Origin of the sequence: Streptococcus hillyeri (genome assembly GCF_041081565.1) — a bacterium.
GTDB lineage: Bacteria > Bacillota > Bacilli > Lactobacillales > Streptococcaceae > Streptococcus > Streptococcus hillyeri.
This window is the reverse complement of record NZ_CP163513.1, coordinates 840,074-857,863: the sequence shown is the minus strand read 5'-3', so window position 1 is coordinate 857,863 and position 17,790 is coordinate 840,074. Positions and strand designations below refer to the sequence as shown.

The 17,790-nt window shown below is 37.4% G+C and carries 19 protein-coding genes and 1 pseudogene; 1 reads left to right on the top strand and 19 read right to left on the bottom strand.

The window, feature by feature from the left end:
- Window positions 1-15 precede the first annotated feature (15 nt).
- The 11 genes from AB6M99_RS04065 to lacA form a co-directional block, all read right to left on the bottom strand.
- Entirely contained in the window at window positions 16-579 is a 564-nt protein-coding gene (locus tag AB6M99_RS04065) for a redoxin domain-containing protein (RefSeq protein WP_121834327.1), read from the bottom strand.
- Between the two features lie 62 nt (window positions 580-641).
- Window positions 642-860: a hypothetical protein gene (locus tag AB6M99_RS04060; RefSeq protein ID WP_121834326.1), complete on the bottom strand. Its 219-nt coding sequence runs from the start codon at window positions 858-860 to the stop codon at window positions 642-644.
- A 21-nt stretch (window positions 861-881) separates the two neighbouring features.
- Entirely contained in the window at window positions 882-1,598 is a 717-nt protein-coding gene (ccdA2, locus tag AB6M99_RS04055) for a thiol-disulfide oxidoreductase-associated membrane protein CcdA2 (protein ID WP_121834325.1), read from the bottom strand.
- Window positions 1,599-2,175: 577 nt separating this feature from the next.
- Complete coding sequence (locus AB6M99_RS04050) at window positions 2,176-3,057, bottom strand: aldose 1-epimerase family protein (protein WP_369351261.1); 882 nt, start codon at window positions 3,055-3,057, stop codon at window positions 2,176-2,178.
- An 87-nt stretch (window positions 3,058-3,144) separates the two neighbouring features.
- Window positions 3,145-4,551, bottom strand: a complete 1,407-nt coding sequence (gene lacG / locus AB6M99_RS04045; protein WP_121834323.1) for a 6-phospho-beta-galactosidase — start codon at window positions 4,549-4,551, stop codon at window positions 3,145-3,147.
- A gap of 118 nt (window positions 4,552-4,669) precedes the next feature.
- A complete protein-coding gene (locus AB6M99_RS04040; RefSeq protein ID WP_121834322.1) occupies window positions 4,670-6,373 on the bottom strand; it encodes a lactose-specific PTS transporter subunit EIIC in 1,704 nt (567 codons plus the stop codon).
- Window positions 6,373-6,690, bottom strand: coding sequence for a PTS lactose/cellobiose transporter subunit IIA (locus AB6M99_RS04035; protein ID WP_024409319.1), 318 nt, complete (start codon window positions 6,688-6,690; stop codon window positions 6,373-6,375). The genes AB6M99_RS04040 and AB6M99_RS04035 overlap by 1 nt, the downstream gene beginning before the upstream one ends.
- A 27-nt stretch (window positions 6,691-6,717) precedes the next feature.
- Window positions 6,718-7,704 carry a tagatose-bisphosphate aldolase gene (gene lacD, locus AB6M99_RS04030; protein WP_369351198.1) on the bottom strand — a complete coding sequence of 329 codons (987 nt, stop codon included), beginning with the start codon at window positions 7,702-7,704 and terminating at the stop codon, window positions 6,718-6,720.
- On the bottom strand, window positions 7,701-8,633 hold the full coding sequence (gene lacC, locus AB6M99_RS04025) for a tagatose-6-phosphate kinase (protein WP_012775547.1): 933 nt from the start codon (window positions 8,631-8,633) through the stop codon (window positions 7,701-7,703). Before lacC ends, lacD begins: the two co-directional genes overlap by 4 nt.
- An 11-nt stretch (window positions 8,634-8,644) precedes the next feature.
- A complete protein-coding gene (lacB, locus tag AB6M99_RS04020; RefSeq protein WP_121834320.1) occupies window positions 8,645-9,160 on the bottom strand; it encodes a galactose-6-phosphate isomerase subunit LacB in 516 nt (171 codons plus the stop codon).
- Between the two features lie 33 nt (window positions 9,161-9,193).
- The gene (gene lacA / locus AB6M99_RS04015) at window positions 9,194-9,619 is read right to left on the bottom strand and encodes a galactose-6-phosphate isomerase subunit LacA (protein ID WP_121834319.1); all 426 of its coding nucleotides are present in this window, start codon (window positions 9,617-9,619) and stop codon (window positions 9,194-9,196) included.
- Window positions 9,620-10,014: 395 nt separating this feature from the next.
- Here lacA and AB6M99_RS04010 point away from each other — a divergent pair, with 395 nt between their 5' ends.
- Window positions 10,015-10,776 carry a DeoR/GlpR family DNA-binding transcription regulator gene (locus AB6M99_RS04010; RefSeq protein WP_121834318.1) on the top strand — a complete coding sequence of 254 codons (762 nt, stop codon included), beginning with the start codon at window positions 10,015-10,017 and terminating at the stop codon, window positions 10,774-10,776.
- A gap of 142 nt (window positions 10,777-10,918) precedes the next feature.
- On the opposite strand, the gene pezT is transcribed toward AB6M99_RS04010, so the two are convergent.
- The 8 genes and pseudogenes from pezT to cdaA form a co-directional block, all read right to left on the bottom strand.
- Entirely contained in the window at window positions 10,919-11,689 is a 771-nt protein-coding gene (pezT, locus tag AB6M99_RS04005) for a type II toxin-antitoxin system toxin PezT (RefSeq protein ID WP_121834317.1), read from the bottom strand.
- Window positions 11,689-12,165 (bottom strand): type II toxin-antitoxin system antitoxin PezA, encoded by a 477-nt coding sequence (gene pezA / locus AB6M99_RS04000; protein ID WP_121834316.1) that lies wholly within the window; start codon window positions 12,163-12,165, stop codon window positions 11,689-11,691. The genes pezT and pezA overlap by 1 nt, the downstream gene beginning before the upstream one ends.
- 73 nt (window positions 12,166-12,238) lie before the next feature.
- Window positions 12,239-12,334, bottom strand: a pseudogene (locus AB6M99_RS03995) (DNA mismatch repair protein MutT); the annotation flags it as partial.
- On the bottom strand, window positions 12,333-12,779 hold the full coding sequence (locus AB6M99_RS03990) for a toll/interleukin-1 receptor domain-containing protein (RefSeq protein WP_369351197.1): 447 nt from the start codon (window positions 12,777-12,779) through the stop codon (window positions 12,333-12,335). The pseudogene AB6M99_RS03995 and the gene AB6M99_RS03990, both read right to left, overlap by 2 nt.
- Window positions 12,780-13,066: 287 nt before the next feature.
- On the bottom strand, window positions 13,067-13,966 hold the full coding sequence (gene era, locus AB6M99_RS03985; RefSeq protein ID WP_121834314.1) for a GTPase Era: 900 nt from the start codon (window positions 13,964-13,966) through the stop codon (window positions 13,067-13,069).
- Between the two features lie 146 nt (window positions 13,967-14,112).
- Complete coding sequence (gene glmM, locus AB6M99_RS03980; protein ID WP_121834313.1) at window positions 14,113-15,465, bottom strand: phosphoglucosamine mutase; 1,353 nt, start codon at window positions 15,463-15,465, stop codon at window positions 14,113-14,115.
- A 481-nt stretch (window positions 15,466-15,946) separates the two neighbouring features.
- On the bottom strand, window positions 15,947-16,909 hold the full coding sequence (locus AB6M99_RS03975; protein WP_121834312.1) for a YbbR-like domain-containing protein: 963 nt from the start codon (window positions 16,907-16,909) through the stop codon (window positions 15,947-15,949).
- On the bottom strand, window positions 16,906-17,754 hold the full coding sequence (gene cdaA, locus AB6M99_RS03970) for a diadenylate cyclase CdaA (RefSeq protein ID WP_369351114.1): 849 nt from the start codon (window positions 17,752-17,754) through the stop codon (window positions 16,906-16,908). The genes AB6M99_RS03975 and cdaA overlap by 4 nt, the downstream gene beginning before the upstream one ends.
- Window positions 17,755-17,790 lie beyond the last annotated feature (36 nt).

Below are 17,790 nucleotides of genomic sequence, written 5' to 3'. Positions count from 1 at the left end.
TGATTATAGATAGCATTACAAATTTGCTAATTGTTCCAAAATGTCATCAGATTCTAAATGACCTGGTTGGGTCTTGACAAATTCTCCCTTTTCATTGATAAAACTGGATGTCGGGTAAACCCTTACACCTTGTTCAGAAATAAGCGTGCCATCAGGATCAAGAAGAACTGGTAAATGCTTATAACCAAGTTCCTTGTACCATTTTTTGAAGTCTTCTGTGGATTGTTCTCCCTTATGATCAGGAGATACCACTGATAGAATGACTGTATCTTCTGGTGCCTCTTTAGCAAGCTGATCTAATTCTTCAAGACCTGCTAAACAGATTGGACACCAAGAGGCCCAGTATTTAAGATAAACTTTTTTTCCTTTATAATCTGACAAGTGGTAAGTCTTTCCATCAATACCGGTCAATTGAAAATCCATACCTTCTGCAACAATTTTCTGAGACTTATCTGACTGTGTAGGCATTGTTTTAGACATTTTAGCACCATTTTCGTCGCCCTTACCTGACTGTGCCGAGCAGGCAGTCATGACACCTGCACACGCAACTACGGTTGCTAGTAACTGTAATTTCTTCATTTCTTCCTCCTCCTTTGAGTCAAGATTTTCTAACTTGTCATGTCGTTCTTTTATGATGAGGCTTATTTCTTGCCATCCATCATTTTATCTTCTGACATCTTCTCGTCGTCCATCATTTTGTCTCCTGACATTTTCTTGTCGTCCATCATTTTATCTGATTTTTCCATCATTGTGGTCTCAGCTTTTTTATCTTCCATCTTTTGTGTTGTCGAACAAGCTGTTAATAGACCTGTTGAGATAAGTAATAGTGCCATTGTTGTGAGTGTTTTTGTTGATTTCATGTGTGTTCTCCTTTTATTCATTTAAAATAATGTTTCAAAAAATGCTGTTATAGTATCAACTTTTCCAAGCATGAGTAAAAGTCCCATAATGATAATAAGCGCTCCGCCCATTTTTTTCATCCGTAACATATGAGGCTTGAGTTTTGTAAAATAGCGCATCATTACTGTTGTAGAAAGGCTGAGCAGTAAAAATGGAAAAGATAACCCCAAGGTATAAATCAGTAATAACATCCCTCCTTGTAGCGAACTGCCACCACCAGAAGCTGCAAGTCCTAAAACTGACCCTAAAATGGGACCAACACAAGGAGTCCAACCAAAACTAAAGGTTAACCCTAATAGAAAGGCAGACCATGCTCCTTTTTTATCTTGAATGGAAAGTTGCAATTTCTTTTGTTTTTGCAAAAGAGCAATTGTCAGTAAATCCATCTGGTGCAATCCTAAGAGCAACATAATAGCTCCCATGACGATACGAAAAATTGGACTATTTAAAACTTGACCTAGGCTGGCTGCACCAAACCCTAAAATCAGAAAAACAGACGATAAGCCAAGCATAAAGCTAAGTGTCTTGATAAGGCTATACCAATTAATGGTCAGACCTAAGAAACGCACCTGTCTCTCCTCACTAGAGTCTAATAAAATGCCCATATACACTGGAAGCAAGGGGAAAATACAGGGAGAGAAAAATGAAAGTAACCCAGCAATAAAAACAGATAAGGAAAATAGAATCATTCCTTCCATGTCAACACCTCTTTCTTAATTTGTACACTAAGTATAAAAAAAATCCATGTCAAAAAACATGGATATTGCTATGCAAAAACTTGACTTTGATACGAATCATTCCCGTAGTTACTAATTTCAATGAGTGATTTCAGGATAGAAAAGTCAATTATTTGAAAAAACAACCAAATAACCCATATTATGCGCGATCCAACTGTCCTTACACCAACAATTTCAATTACCTTTATATCTGAAAACGCCAAAACTTTGTGGCGATAATTTTGAAAAATGGATATTCTTCTATAAGTTGATAAGCTAAAACGTTAATATCATGTGACGATTTTTATTTTTATAGTCTTCCAATCGTTTGATAGGACTGGGAGGAAGAACAGTGGGAATAGTTCGATACTTGTTCACACGAATAACTAAAAAGCTGAGCTAACTTTTCATCTTTCTTAACATCCCAAAGCAAATTCACCTGTAAAATACTCCTCCAACTGAGGCGGTGTTTGCCAGATACCGATTCGAGTTGAGGTTTTCTATCATACTTGCTATCTGTCATTTTTACAAGAAAAGTTTTTTTCAAACAACACTTTCGTCACAATATTGTAATAGCAAATGATTTAATACTCGTTTGACTTGGTTCTACAACTGTAACCCCCTGTTTCTCTTCCAATATATCTGATTCCTCTAATGATGTTGATAATCCACTCCATGGCTCTAAGGCTATAAATGGACTTTGATTAGTGGTAGACCAAATAATTAAATGTGGAAAATCTTTAAAATCCACCTTAATTCCCTTATTACTTTTTTTAGACTTCAAACTGACACTACGTGACTTTAGTTGATCTAGGGTAATAGCATTGTGTGAAAACAAAGAATAATTCAAATCTAGTTTATTTTGATTTTCAAGAAAAGGGGTTCTATCTTGTAAATCAAGTAATCCAGTATCTGGGAAACTCTTTGGAATGCTACATGTTTCATGTTCAGAAAATTCTAAATAATAATCTTCGTATTTCTCGTTATTTTCTAAAGGGCAATTAAATCCTGGGTGACCTCCAATAAAGTAAGGAATTGAACGTTCAATTTCACTGCTTGTCACCTGATATTCCGTTGTTATTGTTGAACCATGTAATTTATATATAATATTCAACACAAAATGATAAGGATATTCTTTAAGTGTTTTTTCATTAGCCTTAAAACTAAAGGACACTGTGCTGTCATCTATCTTACAATAATCAAAATTTTCCTTTCTAACCAATCCATGTCTCGGGATATTTCTCACTTTTTCATCTATAAACACTTTATCATCCCTTACACTACCACAAATCGGAAATAAAACTGGCGCTTGTCCACTCCAATATTCTGGATTACCTTGCCAAAGGTATTCAACTCCATCTTTATCTTTAATAGAAGATAAAGCACCACCAAACTCCGAAAACTGTACTGTTAACTGTTCATTTTTTAATTCAATAACCATATCTTTCCCTCCGTTATACAAAACAAGAGCGTCAGTATTAAACCCACACTCTTATCTTGCGTTAGAAATTTTTAAGAAGAATACTATCTATTCAATAACCTGAGTTTCTGCTACTTGTTTATACCAGTAGGCTGATTTTTTCGGATAACGTTCCTGTGTCTCAAAATCTACATAGAAGAGACCATAGCGTTTTTCATAACCATTTGACCATGAGAAAACATCCATCAAGGACCAAATAAAGTATCCTTTAACATTGGCTCCATCTTCGATCGCATCTGAAATGACTTCTAAGTGTTTCTTCACATAGTCAATACGTCCATCGTCATACACCGTGTTATCAACAAATTCATCTTTATATCCCAAACCATTTTCAGTGATATAAATTTTCTTGTAATTTGGATAGTCTCGTTTTACTCGCATAATTTGATCATACAGACCTTGCGGATATATAATCCAGTCCCAATCCGTCTTAGGTACATCAACTGGTGCTTCACGGCGTCCGACACCTTTAATTTGGTACTTAGAGCTTCCTTTTTCACCTTTACCGTTATGGATAATTTCCGTTGGTCCATCAAAAGCCTGCATCCAGTCACTCATGTAATAATTAATACCAAGGAAATCATTCAAATCTTTTGCAGCTTCAAGTGCTTCAAAATCTTCATCACGAAGATCTAGTGTACCTCCATTAAGTGCAAGAATATGATTAACACCTTCCAATGTTTTCTCTGAGTAACCACCTAAATAAGTTGCATCAAGAATGAATTTATTATGGATAATATCTTCAAGTTCCGCCGCTCTAACATCATCTGGGTTGTTTTTATCAAACGGATATTTTGTAGGTAGAGCATGTACTACTCCAATTTCACCCTTATATCCACCATCTTTAAACAGTTTCACAGCACGAGCATGAGAAACCATCATGTTATGGTGTGATTGGAAGACTTTAGCAAGATCGTATTTGATACCTGGTGGGAATTTACCAACAAGATATTGTCCATCACCAATTGGTCCAATCTCGTTGAAAGTAGTCCAATAGTTAACTTCTGTAAATTCTTTAAAACAGAATTCTGCATAGTTAACAAAATGGTCAATATTTTCACGGTTTAAGAAATCGCCATTTGAATGTAAAGCTTCAGGAGTATCAAAGTGGTGAAGAGTTACAAATGGCTCAACGCCACGCTTATGACACTCAGCAAAAAGATTATGATAGAATTCAACACCTTTTTCATTGACTAGTCCAAATCCTGTTGGGAAAATACGAGACCAAGCGATTGAAATACGGATTCCATTAACACCAAATTCTTCAGATAACTTCAAGTCAACAGGATAGCGATTATAGAAATCACTTGCTGGCTCAGCCGTATACCAGTAATTATCTTCTAGGTATTTGTCCCAAGCAACTGGACCTTTACCGTCTGTTTTAGTAGCACCTTCGGCTTGATATGCTGCTGTTGCACCACCGAAAATAAAATCTTTAGGTAATGTTTTTGACATTTATTTTTCCTCTTTGTTTGTTTTAGAAAAGGAAGCTCCCTCGCTTCCTCATTTCAAGGCTCGGGCTAAAACTGTCTAACAGACAGTTTTACTCCCCAAACCTTCCCTAAATCATATTTTAATTTTCCATTTGTTGTTTAACAAAGTCCAATGCGCCTTGTCCATCACGAGTCAATTTGATGTATTGTGCACCTTCAGTTTTAGCTAATTTGATACCAAGTTTATCTGTTTCTACTTTCAAATCTTCATAGTTTGACGCTACTTGAGGAGCAAGGATAACGAGTTGATATTGCGGCAAGATTTCACGGTGACCACCATAGCTTCCTGCTGCTGCAGTAACTGGAACACCATATTCTTTAGCTGCTTTTGTCAAAGCATTTGCAAGAAGTCCACTTGTTCCTCCACCAGCACAGAGAACCAAAACATTTGTTTGTTCAGTAATTTCTTTTGATTCCACAGTTTCAGTTGCTCCTGCTTTTTCAAGAATAGCATCAGCTTTTGCTGTATTGAAGTTTGCAGCTACTTTTTCTTTCAACTCATCTAAAGATTTACCAGTTCGTTCTTCTTCAAGAATTTGTTGGTCATAAACCTTCAAGAATGGGTAGTAAATGGCAACATCAACAACTATCAAAACAGCAGCTAAGATGAATGATAGAACCTGGAAGTTAGTACCTAGTACAAGTCCTAGGGGAGCTGGTGTTGTCCAAGGTAAGTTTGCAGTAAAACTGTTCATTCCTAGACTATCAATAAAGAATTTGAAAATCCAAACGTTAACAATTGGAGTTAAGATAAATGGAATGAAGAAAATTGGGTTCAATACCAGTGGAGCTCCGAACAAAATTGGTTCGTTAACTCCAAAGAAAGTAGGAACAACAGACGCACGTCCAATCGCTTTATTACGTTTCGATTTCGTCAACCACATAAACATGAACGGAACAACCAATGTTGCACCAGTACCCCCCATCGTAACGATGAACATTTGAGTACCTGATGTCAAAATCTTATCAGCATGTTCCCCTGCTTGAAGCAATTGTAAGTTAGCTTCAGCATTGGCATAGGTAATAGCTGCGATAGCTGGCTCAACAATTGAAGGTCCGTGGATACCAACAAACCAGAAGAATGCAAAGGCACCAAAGATAATGGTAATACCAACATAACCATCTGCTGCTTGGAACAACGGAGCTAATAATTTACCAATTGATTCCGCAACATTTACACCTAGTGCATTATGTACAAGAAGTTCAATAGCGTAAAGCAATACGACTGAGACAGTAAATGGGATTAAATCTTTAAATACTTGTGAAATATTCGGTGGAACTTCATCAGGCATACGAATGGTAACATTATTTTTCACACAAACCTTGTAAACATTCACTGTAATAAAGGCTGCAATGAAGGCTGTAAGCAAACCTTTAGTACCCATAAATCCAGTTAAGAAACCACCATCTTTTGCTGGATTAGCAGCCATCAACAGGAATCCAACAATTGCTGCAAGCATTGTAGAAATGAAGTTAATTTGATTTGTACTAGGCAATGAGCGGTTCATTGAATCGGTTAATGCTTTTGCAGTTGTACCAGCAACAAACAATCCAAGAATTCCCATTGAGTAATTGTATGGAGTCATCAAAAGTGTTTCAATATCAGCGCTCCATTTGAATCCCCAAGCATTAGGAACATAAGCAATTAAGATGAAAATACTTGAGAAAAGAATGACTGGCATACCAGCGATAAAGCCATCACGAATAGCACGGAGGTAAATATTCCGAGAAATCTTCTCAAAGAAAGGTTTCCCTTTCTCAATTTGAGCAATCAACCCTTTCATTATTTGGCTCCTCTCTTATACAACTCAATCATATGTTTCATTAGGTCTTGAAGTAAGATTGTAGTCATCAAGTGATCTTGACCATGCATTAAGGTAACACTAAAGGCAAGATCCTCACCAGCTGCTTCTTTTTGTAGAAGACTTGTCTGAGCATTGTGTGCATCATTTAAGCACTCACCACCAGCTGCAATCAATTCTTCAGCTTTAGCATAGTCGCCTGCTTGAGCTGCTTTGAGAGCCTCTAAAAACTTAGAGCGCGCATCTCCAGCATAAGCAACAATTTCAAATCCTAAAAGAGTGATTTCTTCTCTATTCATGATATTTTCCTCCGAAAATTTTTATGATTATACTTTTGCAGTCCAAGGACTAGCAGTTTTTTCCAAAACTTTGTTCAATTCATCAATATTTTGGAATCCAATTGTACGTAACCATTCACGAGCTGCTTCTTCCCCTTGTTCAATGAAAACTTGAACTGATCCAGCCCATGTTGCACGTCCACAAAGAACACCATTGAATTTTGCACCTGATTCTGCCGCAAATACTAAGGTATCTTGGAATAATTTAGCAGAAACACCCGCACTTAAATAGATATAAGGTAGGTGTGTTGAAGCTTCCTGGTCACGGAAGTGTTGTGCTGCTTCTTCCTTAGTGTAAACAACTTCACCATCACCAAAACCTTCAACGAAATTCATATTGACTGGAACTTCAACCTTAAGAACATCAATACCGAAACGCTCATCTGAGAAGACTTTCATCGCTTCATTCACTTTACGAGGTTTTACTTTGGCGAACTCAACACCTGTGTTGTCTGCAATACCTTCGTCATAAGACAGAATTTCAAGGAAGAACGGAATATCTTCTGCCTTACATTCAGAACCAATACGTTCAATGTATGCTTGTTTTTGACGGTTTACTTGCTCATCACCATCTACATCATAGTATAGCAAAAATTTCAGTGTATCGGCACCCTGTTCTTTAAGGCGTTTGACTGACCAATCATCCAAACAATCTGGTAAACGACTCGTTGTGCTTGCATCGTATCCTGTTTTTTCATAAGCAAGTAATAGTCCTGCTTCGTCTGCACGAGCTTTAGATGCTGGTAAACCGTACTCTGGATCAAGAAGAATAGAGGACGCATACTTTGTCAATTCTTCTGAAACAATTGTTTTCAATGTTTCGATCTGTTCAACCGTTGGTTCTTCAGTTTGATGTTTTGCCATCATTTTTTTAAGAGCTCCACGTTGGTCAAAAGCCAATGCTGAAATAACACCATTTTTATCGCTGACTTTTTCCATCAATGAACGTTTTTGTGCTGTTAATACCATTTTTATACCTCTGTTACTTCTATTTGATTAAATAAATTATCGTAATTGTTAAGATTGACATGACCTGTTAGCGCTTCTTGAGCATTCAACATACCAAGTACATTTGCTTTTTTCAATAAATTCTCATCACTATCGTTATGAACTAAAGCAGATGTAATACCAGCTACCGTTGAGTCTCCTGAGCCAACAGGATTGACCACTTCAATTTTAGGGATAGATACCTTATAGAAAACATCATGATGTTTTGCAAAGGCTCCTTTTGAACCAAGTGAAACAATCACCCATTCAATCCCATCGAAAAGAGAATTGTGAAGAACTGATTTCAAACTATCAATATCATCAGTCACTTCCGTTCCTACTAGTTGAGAAAGTTCCTCAGTATTTGGTTTAATAACTGTTGGTTTTTCTTGTCCATCAAGTACATTTAGAAGGGCCTCTCCTGAACAATCTAATACAACTGGGATATTATATTTATTACAAATTCCCACCATACGAGAATAAAAGTTTGTATCAAGACCTTTTGGGAGACTACCTGAGATAGCTACAATTCCTAAATCTGGAACCAGTTTTTCAAAATAGTTTAAGAACCCTGTTGCTTCTTCTTCACTAATCGTAGGACCTTGTTCAAGAATTTCTGTTTGATTGCCATCATGTAAAATAGCAATACAGTTTCTTGTTTCCCCGGCTATCTTATAAAACGAATGTTTTACACTTGACTTATCTAGTTCACTCTCTATGAATTCTCCAATTTTACCGCCTAACAAGCCACTTGCAATCACATCATCTCCCAGTTGGGAAAGAACTCGAGTAACATTTAAGCCCTTTCCACCAGGTGTTTTGTGCGTTTTAGCAACACGATTCACGGTATCTAATTTGAATTGTTCAAGCGGATAAGAAATGTCAACTGACGGATTCATTGTTATTGTCAGAATCATAACCTTACCTCTTAGTCGTGATATTCACCACGATTCCATTTTTCTAGGAATTCATCAAAGAAGTGTGGATCAGCTTGTCCTTGATTGAGAGTTTCAACATGTTGAATTTTTTCAATCAGTTTTTTGTTTTCTTCTGTTGGTTTATATTCTGCATGAATAAACGCTTCAATAATATCTGTCATCAATAAACCACCAGTGATTTTACCACCAAAACCAATGACGTTAGCGTTCAATTCTTCTTTAGCATAGATAGCTGATGTCATATCACGAACAAGAGCTGAGCGAATACCAGGAACTTTATTGACAGCATTGTTAATTCCAACACCAGTCCCACAGATACATACACCAAGATCGGCCTCACCACTCGCTACTGCCTCACCAACTTTTTTACCAAAGATTGGGTAGTGTGTGCGAATGTTATCGTAAGTACCACAGTCAATCACTTCATAACCTTGAGTTTTCAAATAGTCTACTACCGCAATTTTATCGTTTGTAACAATATGGTCACAGCCTACTGCAATTTTCATTTGTTTTCTCCTCTAATTTTAACTTTTGATTCTTTAGCACATTTTATTCAACATATCAACACGAATTTGGTGGCGACCTCCATCGTACTCACCTTCAACAAATCCTTTAGCGATATTTTTGGCAACACCAGGTCCTACAATTTCAGAACCAATGGTAATGATACGTGAGTTATTGTGACCACGTGTCATATAAGCAGAGCGTTCATCTGAAACTTCCGCAGCAATCATCCCTTTGATTTTAGTTGCTGTCATGAAAGGTCCCACACCATACGCATCAACTACGATTCCTAAGTTTGAATCGTTAGAAGTCACTTCTTTAGCAACTGCTAAAGTTACATCTACGAAGTCTTGACCAACTTTACTCACATCAACAACTTCTTTACCAAGTTCAATCAAGTATGATTTAACTGTCTCTTTAAGTTCTGTACCTGCTTTATCAGCACCAATAATTACTGCCATTTTCTTTCTCCTGTTACATTAGAAAATAATTGAATGTAGCTACATCGACGATAAATTTTTGCAAAACTGTTTGAAATAACGCTTTCATTATTTCTATGGCATTATAATATCACCAACAAAAACAAAAGTCAACACTTTTTTGTTTATTTTTTATCTTTTTTAATATTTTATGTTTGTTTTGTTAGTTTTATGTGTTTTTTAGTTAGAATTTCATTTAACATTGATATTCATTATTAATTGAAAGCTAGAAATAATTCGATTTTTACTTATAGTTAACTACAACGTATCATTAATTTTCTTTTGTGTTTGTTTTGTTTCGTTTTATTGTTTATTTGTTTGTTTTATGGTAAAATAGTAACAATAAATCTTTTAATACAATTGAAAGGGAATAAATTATGATAAAAAAAGAAAGGCATGAACGTATCTTAGATATGTTAAAAGTTGACGGTATTATCACTGTTAAAGAAATGATAAAAGAATTAAACATTTCTGATATGACTGCCCGTAGAGATTTGGACGCTTTAGCCGAAGAAGGTCTTTTGACCCGTACACATGGAGGAGCTCAACGTATCTATAATCCTGAAGAACCTCATGAAAAAACACATATTGAAAAAAAAGTACTTCAAACCAAAGAGAAAAAACGCATTGCTCAAAAAGCTAACTCACTAATCACAGATGGCGAAACCATTTTTATTGGACCAGGTACTACCCTTGAACATTTAGCTATTGAGTTAAAATCTCGCAATATCCGCGTGATCACCAACAGTCTTCCAGTTTTCCTTATCCTCAACCATAGTCAAACCATAGACCTTTTATTAATTGGTGGAGAGTATAGAGAAGTCACCGGTGCTTTTATTGGCTCAATGGCAACAGCTAACTTAAAAACCTTGCGATTCTCTAAAGCCTTTGTAAGTGCCAATGCTGTTTCAGATAACGCCATTGCTACTTATAGTGATGTTGAAGGAGAAATTCAACAATTAGCACTTGATAATGCTGTTGAAAAAATCTTGTTGGTTGATAGTACAAAATTTAACCGCTATGACTTCTTTAACTTTTATACATTAGACCAGCTAGATGCTATCATTACCGATAATCAAATCACCCAAGAACAGCTGGATGAATTCGGACAAAGCACCACCATTATTCAAGCGGATTGAACACGCGCAACAAAAAAACAGTCATTTTTATAATCGACTGTTTTTTATTTGAAGGAGAAAATTCCTATTCTAGAAATTGAGAAAGAAAAAAGAGAACTGGATAGCTCTCAATATTTCTTAGGTAATTTTTATCTGTAAAATATCAATGTCTATTTTTCTCAATCAATTCATTAAGTTGAATTTTACCCACCTTCATCATCTCTTCCTCCACCCTACTCCATTTTCCAAAGAGGCATTCTTGTAGCACTTCTGCCGCTGGACCATCATCCATTTCAGAATCATAGACACATGTTCTATCTCTCTGATAGATTTGAATCTGGTCAAAGAGTTTATCGTTTTCTAACTCTCTTAGATTATCGACTAAATGCTCTACAATACCATCGTGATGTTCTTTAGGAGTTGCTCTAGCTTGGCTTGGATTTACGGCATAGACTTCCTCGTAACGGATTAAGGTGCTGAGATAGGACAATTCAGGTTTGGTTGCTATCAAAGCTAACGAGACTTGATAGCCTCTTGATTTCAATAACTGAGCTGTTTTTCGTGGGACTTCTGCCGTTCTCAAGGTTCCTTCAATTAACAAATGATAACCTTGCTTGCTGAGTTCATCAACAAGGTGTTCCACCATTTTTCCTGCAAAACCTTTGGTATAATCCACGCTATCTTTACCGTATTCTTCCTGCAAGGCTAGATAATTCGGGTGTAAAGAGCGATAGCTATCACCGTCAATAATGATGATATTCCCTTGGAACTCTTTCTGCTTGATACGGTGTATCGTTGTCTTACCTGCTCCGCTTTGCCCACCAAGTAAGATAGCTTTTGGGTTAACTGATGTCTCTTTGCCACGAGTTAAGGAACGAATGGTTCGTTTTAAGGCAAAGTCAAAATCATCTTGATGATAGTCTGCCAGTGCCATTAAGCCACCACCTGATGACGAGCAAGCTCCAACATTCGCTCAATACCATCTAAATAACCATTGTAACGCTCCACTTCATCAAACGTATTAACAAGGTAAATCTTGGTATTGATAAGGTCTGACAAGTCATCACTCATTAAAATCCAAGGATTGGTCTCATCGTCAAAAGCGATTCCTTGACTATCTTGATAGCGATATAGTTGAGATAAAATAGCTGCGCCACGCTCTTTGATGACTTCTATTTTTAGCGTCAATTGATAATCTTCTACTGGTGTTAGCATTTTTTCTTCTCCTACAATATCGACATAAGAAACATTGAATTTCTGACAAATACAATCTATTAGCTCTATCGAGACAGAACTCGTTCCATTTTCATAACGGCTAAGGCTATTACGTGAAATCCCCACTATTTTAGCGAACTCTGGTTGTGTCAAATCATGTGTTTTTCGTAAGGATTTGATATTTTCTCCAATCATAAGTCCCTCCTCTATTCAAGGTTTATTATATCATAAAAAACAAAAACGCACCAAAATTGGTGCGTTGATTCGTTTAATGCCCCAAGGCAAACCCGCCTGTGACATACTCCTCCAACATGAGGCGATGTTTAGTAGATACAGACTCTAGCTGGTCGATTTCTTCAATGCTATCGCCCTTTTAGTCGCTTAATTAATTGCTTAGCAAATAATAATGCAATTTCATCAGAACTATACGAGTTAGAAGAGATTACTTGAATCTCTCCAACTTCGGGATATTTATCATGTAAATCATCATGAGAAATATTATGAATTATAGGCAAAATTAATTTTTGTCCCTCGCTAGTTTGTCTAGTTAAAAACTCATTTAACTCTTTTTCAGTCCACTCTCTATCAAAAAAATTTTCAGAAATAACAATAATTGCAAAAGTTGCTTTCTTTACACCATCTAATATGCGTTGCTTCCAATTATCTCCCCACTCTAAAGAATTCTTATCATAAAAAATATTGACACCGAACTTCTCCAGAGAGCGATTTAATTCATCAACAAAATCTAGTTTATCTTTGTTCGCATGTGATAGAAAAACATCATAGGCAGAGGTAGTTTTGTAAGACATATTTACTTCTTTCATTTCTTTAGTTCTCTCATAAGAGTAACCATCTTTTAAAACTTGGAGATAATAAGGTATGTTATCAGCCCAAGTTACTGAAATCAATCCAGCTTCTTTTAATTCTTTAAAACATCCTCGAAGGATGGTATCGTCTTTTCTATTCAACTTTTCAAATCGATTACGCCAGTAATTACCCGTATCCTCATTATCAATGATATCTTTTAAAACTTGCTCTGCTTCTAGTGATACTGTCATCTTTCATCTCTTTCTAAATAAAGATATAGAGTTAATCTTTAATACTCTTTCTCATTATAGCCAAAGTCAGCGAGGTCGAGTTTTTTGTCTCGCCAGTTTTTCTTAACTTTGACCCAAGTTTCTAGGTAAACTTTGTCACCAAGCATGATTTCGATATCGCGACGTGCCATTTTGCCAATCTTTTTGAGCATGGCGCCTTGTTTGCCGATGATAATGCCTTTTTGGCTATCACGTTCAACCATGATTGTTGCACGGATGTGAACCTTATCTGTCTCCTCGTCACGCTTCATTGATTCAATCACTACGGCTACTGAGTGTGGAACTTCCTGTTGAGTTAGGTGCAAGACTTTCTCACGGATCATTTCTGACACAAGGAAGCGCTCTGGGTGGTCTGTGATTTGGTCTTCTGGGAAATATTGGAAACCTTCTTCCAGATTATCTGTCAAGATACGGAGCAAGGTGTCCACATTATTACCTTGAAGAGCTGAGATTGGGATAATTTCTTTGAAGTCCATTTGACTACGGAAATCATCAATCTGCGCTAGCAATTGGTCTGGATGAACCTTGTCAATCTTGTTAATCACAAGGATAACAGGGATTTTAGCAGCCTTTAGGCGCTCAATAATCATGTCATCCCCTTTACCACGCGCCTCATCAGCAGGCACCATGAAAAGCACGGTTTCAACTTCTCTAAGGGTTGAGTAGGCAGATTCCACCATGAAATCGCCAAGCGCCGTTTTTGGCTTGTGAATACCTGGGGTGTCAATGAAGACGATTTGCTCAGTTTCTGTCGTGTAAATCCCCATGATTTTATTGCGCGTTGTTTGCGCCTTGTCACTCATGATGGCAATTTTCTGCCCCATGACGTGGTTTAGAAAGGTCGATTTCCCAACGTTTGGACGACCAAGAATGGCTACGAATCCTGATTTGAATGTCATTTCAATTTCTCTTTTCTTTGTTAGATTTCTTCTATTATATCATAGATTTGGAAAAAGGCAGAGCTAACATCTGAAACAATCCTAAAACGAAAATATCCTATACACCATAGTAAAAAGGCTGGGCAATACCAACCTTTCAATTCCTATTAATCAATTCCAATTTCTACACGGACAACATCTGCAATGGTGTCAACGTAGTAATCTACTTGCTCATGTGTTGGTGCTTCTGCCATGACACGGAGCAAAGGCTCAGTTCCACTTGGACGTACCAAGATGCGACCATTGCCATTCATTTCGTTTTCCATTTTTTCAATGATAGCTGCAATAGCTGGGACTTCCATCGCCTTATCTTTCATGCTATTTTCAACACGGATATTAACCAATTTTTGCGGGTAAATCGTCACTTCAGAAGCCAACTCAGAAAGAGATTTCCCAGTTTCTTGCATCACTTTTGTCAACTGAATTGCTGTTAATTGCCCATCACCAGTCGTGTTATAATCCATGATAATCACATGACCAGACTGCTCACCACCGAGATTATAGCCATTTTTACGCATTTCTTCGACCACATATCGGTCACCAACAGCCGTTACAGCCTTAGCAATTCCCTCGCGATCAAGCGCCTTATGGAAACCAAGGTTGGACATGACTGTCGTGACAATGGTATTTTGTGCCAACTGACCTTTTTCAGACATGTACTTACCGATAATGTACATGATTTTATCACCGTCAACAATCTCCCCATTTTCATCAACAGCGATCAGACGATCACTATCACCATCAAAGGCAAGGCCAATAGCAGAGCCAGATTCTTTCACCACTTCTTGCAATTGTTCAGGGTGAGTTGAACCGACACCAGCATTGATATTAAGCCCGTCAGGTTTATCACCTATCACCGTAATTTCTGCACCTAAATCCAAGAAAATATTGCGTGCCGAAGCTGCCGCAGCACCATTTGCCGTATCAAGGGCAACCTTCATGCCATCTAAAGAAAGTCCCGTTGAAACCATGAATTTTTCATATTTACGAAGCCCTTCCGGATAGTCAACAAGAGTTCCTAGCCCTTCTGCTGATGGACGTGGGAGAGTGTCTTCTGCAGCATCAAGAAGTTCTTCAATCTCTGCTTCTTGATCATCAGCTAACTTAAACCCATCACCACCAAAGAATTTGATTCCATTATCCAATGCTGGGTTGTGACTAGCTGAAATCATGACTCCTGCGCTAGCATTTTCCGTACGCACCAAATAAGAAACACCTGGTGTCGCTAAAACACCTAGCTTATAAACTTCAATACCAACTGAAAGCAAACCTGCAATCAAAGCAGACTCAAGCATCTCACCTGAAATACGTGTGTCACGCGCCACAAAAACTTTCGGACGCCCTGTCTCATGCTGACTAAGAACGTAACCACCAAAACGCCCAAGCTTAAAAGCCAATTCTGGCGTCAATTCAACATTAGCTTCACCACGGACACCATCCGTCCCAAAATATTTACCCATCTTTATGATACAGAGGTCGTTAAGAAAGCGAGAAGAAAATAGGAAACTCAACGAAGTGTCCTAGAGACACTAGGAGAGTTTATCATTTTCTCGACGCTTTTAGACTGAGTTCAAATGTCTAGCCTAACAACCTCATTACCTTTCTTTTATATTAATTTTTTGCCAGTTATTGGCTAAATCACTTCGGAAATAAGACACTTTTTTTAGCGTCCCGTGTTCAATTCCAACCACAATTAGCTGGTATCAAACATTTCCTTTCTCTAATTTTCTATTATATTACTAATTAAATTCTCTTGCGAAAAGTTTGAGGCGTAGACTGAGTTCAAATGTCTAGCCTAACAACCTCATTACCCTTCAAGTTTCCATAAGAATGTCGACATAATTTTCACACAATCAGGAGCCTAAACTCCCTTTTATGAAAATCCACTCTTATAAATACCATCTTAGTCTAAACTTTCTGTGTGTCAAAAAGATAACTAAACTATTTCTTCTTCACAACATTAAGTGTCACATCTACTACTTCTGGTGTTACACTGACACCGTCTGCTTCAAGAGGCATGGTGTGAATCGCTGATTCTTTTAAATCAGTGATATCAACAAAGATAACCAGTTCATCTATAGACTCTATTGCTTTTTGAGTTCCTTGAATCACTGCCTTATCAAAGGATAAGCCATATTTTATATCTGATACTTCACTGCTCATATTACCGATATACTCAACCCTGATAGGAACAGTTTTCGTCACTGGTTTGACTTTGATTTTCAGATTTGCACTAGCAGGTTCAACGACTGCTGGTAAAATCATACCATTTTGAGAAACTGCCTGTAGGGTTACACCATCGTTATAATCCTCATCAAGTCGCGTTCCATCTGGAAGAGCAGCCACCACATGGTCAATTTGACCAATATTTGTCTCATCACTTGTGACTTTGACCTTTGTTAAGCTTAATTCATAAGACTCCAATGCATAACCATCTTCAAACTGGTCCTCAGTCAATTCAACTCTCACAGGAAATGTTTCTGTTTTTTTCTTACCAATGGTAACCGACATACTGACTGGAGAAACTGTTGCAGAGACATCATCTGGTAAATCTTTCACTTGAAGCGTTACCTTACTTGTCCCTTCGCTCAAATTGGTCAAATCGGCAACAACTTTAAAAGTTCGTGTTGACTTATTAATCTCTGAATCAAGCTTCAAACGATTGGTTGAAGTGAGGTACACTTCCGTTTCATAAGAATAACCTGAAATAAAGTATTTATCACTATCATATTTAATATCAATCGGAATATTTTCTAAGGTATGACTGTAAGTCTCTGTGGTTCGATCAAACTGCCCTTGAGTGCTGTTATAGTTACTAGATGTTGCTGCAAAAAAAAGCAACAGGGCAAATAATAACGAAACGAGCCCGATACCAGAGTTTTTTGTAAAAAGTCGTTTTCTCATACCTTCTTACCTCCAAACCACCGTTTCCAGAAACTCTCTTGAACTTCCTCAGTAACCAAAAGACTTCTGAGCAAGGCTTCGAATTTTTCAACACTTAAATCATGGATAAAGTTATCCTTGTAAGCAACCGAAATGGCCCCCATTTCTTCTGAGACGATGACGGTTAAAGCATCTGAATGTTCTGATAAACCGATTGCTGCTCTATGTCTTGTCCCAAATTCTTTAGAAATGGCTTGAGATTCTGAGAGTGGGAGATAGGAACATGCAGTAGCTACTTTATTTCCTTCAATAATGACAGCACCATCATGCAATGGGGTGTTGGGGATAAAGATATTGATAAGAAGCTGGCTTGAGATATCAGCATTGAGGGGAATCCCACTCATTTTATACTCTCTTAAGGTCTGTGTGCCCTCAATGGACATCAGAGCCCCAATTTTCCGAGGACTCATATAAGCGACTGACTTGACCAAAGCCTCAATCACTTTTTCCTCATCTTTAACAACCTGTGTCCCAATAAAAACATTCGTAGCTCGTCCAAAGCGTTCCAATCCTGCCCTAATCTCAGGAGCAAAAATCACGACACCTGCGATAATTCCATAGGTAATGACTTGATTCATCAAATAAGAAATCGTCGCAAAGCCTAGCCATTCTGCCACAAATTTGGTCAGAACAAAAAATACCGTTCCTTGAATAAGTGTCATCACCTTGGTTCCCGCCAAGGCTTTTATCGAACGGTAAATCAAATAGGCAACAATGACAATATCTAAGATATTAATCGCCAAAACCCAAGGACTTGAAACCAGTGATGCCCAATAATTAGCATCAATATGTGATAATAATTTCATCTGTCGTCACTTGTTCTTTCAAAAATTCTTTCTTAA

Bases quoted from the DNA above. Each gene is read 5' to 3' on its own strand.
- era (WP_121834314.1), bottom strand. From the start codon at position 13,966: ATGACATTCAAATCAGGATTCGTAGCCATTCTTGGTCGTCCAAACGTT.
- lacA (WP_121834319.1), bottom strand. From the start codon at position 9,619: ATGGCAGTAATTATTGGTGCTGATAAAGCAGGTACAGAACTTAAAGAG.
- lacG (WP_121834323.1), bottom strand. From the start codon at position 4,551: ATGTCAAAAACATTACCTAAAGATTTTATTTTCGGTGGTGCAACAGCA.
- glmM (WP_121834313.1), bottom strand. From the start codon at position 15,465: ATGGGTAAATATTTTGGGACGGATGGTGTCCGTGGTGAAGCTAATGTT.
- AB6M99_RS04050 (WP_369351261.1), bottom strand. From the start codon at position 3,057: ATGGTTATTGAATTAAAAAATGAACAGTTAACAGTACAGTTTTCGGAG.
- AB6M99_RS04060 (WP_121834326.1), bottom strand. From the start codon at position 860: ATGAAATCAACAAAAACACTCACAACAATGGCACTATTACTTATCTCA.
- AB6M99_RS04035 (WP_024409319.1), bottom strand. From the start codon at position 6,690: ATGAATAGAGAAGAAATCACTCTTTTAGGATTTGAAATTGTTGCTTAT.
- pezA (WP_121834316.1), bottom strand. From the start codon at position 12,165: ATGATTGGAGAAAATATCAAATCCTTACGAAAAACACATGATTTGACA.
- AB6M99_RS04065 (WP_121834327.1), bottom strand. From the start codon at position 579: ATGAAGAAATTACAGTTACTAGCAACCGTAGTTGCGTGTGCAGGTGTC.
- ccdA2 (WP_121834325.1), bottom strand. From the start codon at position 1,598: ATGGAAGGAATGATTCTATTTTCCTTATCTGTTTTTATTGCTGGGTTA.
- lacC (WP_012775547.1), bottom strand. From the start codon at position 8,633: ATGATTCTGACAATAACAATGAATCCGTCAGTTGACATTTCTTATCCG.
- lacB (WP_121834320.1), bottom strand. From the start codon at position 9,160: ATGAAAATTGCAGTAGGCTGTGACCATATTGTTACAAACGATAAAATT.
- AB6M99_RS03990 (WP_369351197.1), bottom strand. From the start codon at position 12,779: ATGTCTTACAAAACTACCTCTGCCTATGATGTTTTTCTATCACATGCG.
- AB6M99_RS04010 (WP_121834318.1), top strand. From the start codon at position 10,015: ATGATAAAAAAAGAAAGGCATGAACGTATCTTAGATATGTTAAAAGTT.
- pezT (WP_121834317.1), bottom strand. From the start codon at position 11,689: ATGGCACTGGCAGACTATCATCAAGATGATTTTGACTTTGCCTTAAAA.
- AB6M99_RS03975 (WP_121834312.1), bottom strand. From the start codon at position 16,909: ATGAGAAAACGACTTTTTACAAAAAACTCTGGTATCGGGCTCGTTTCG.
- AB6M99_RS04040 (WP_121834322.1), bottom strand. From the start codon at position 6,373: ATGAAAGGGTTGATTGCTCAAATTGAGAAAGGGAAACCTTTCTTTGAG.
- cdaA (WP_369351114.1), bottom strand. From the start codon at position 17,754: ATGAAATTATTATCACATATTGATGCTAATTATTGGGCATCACTGGTT.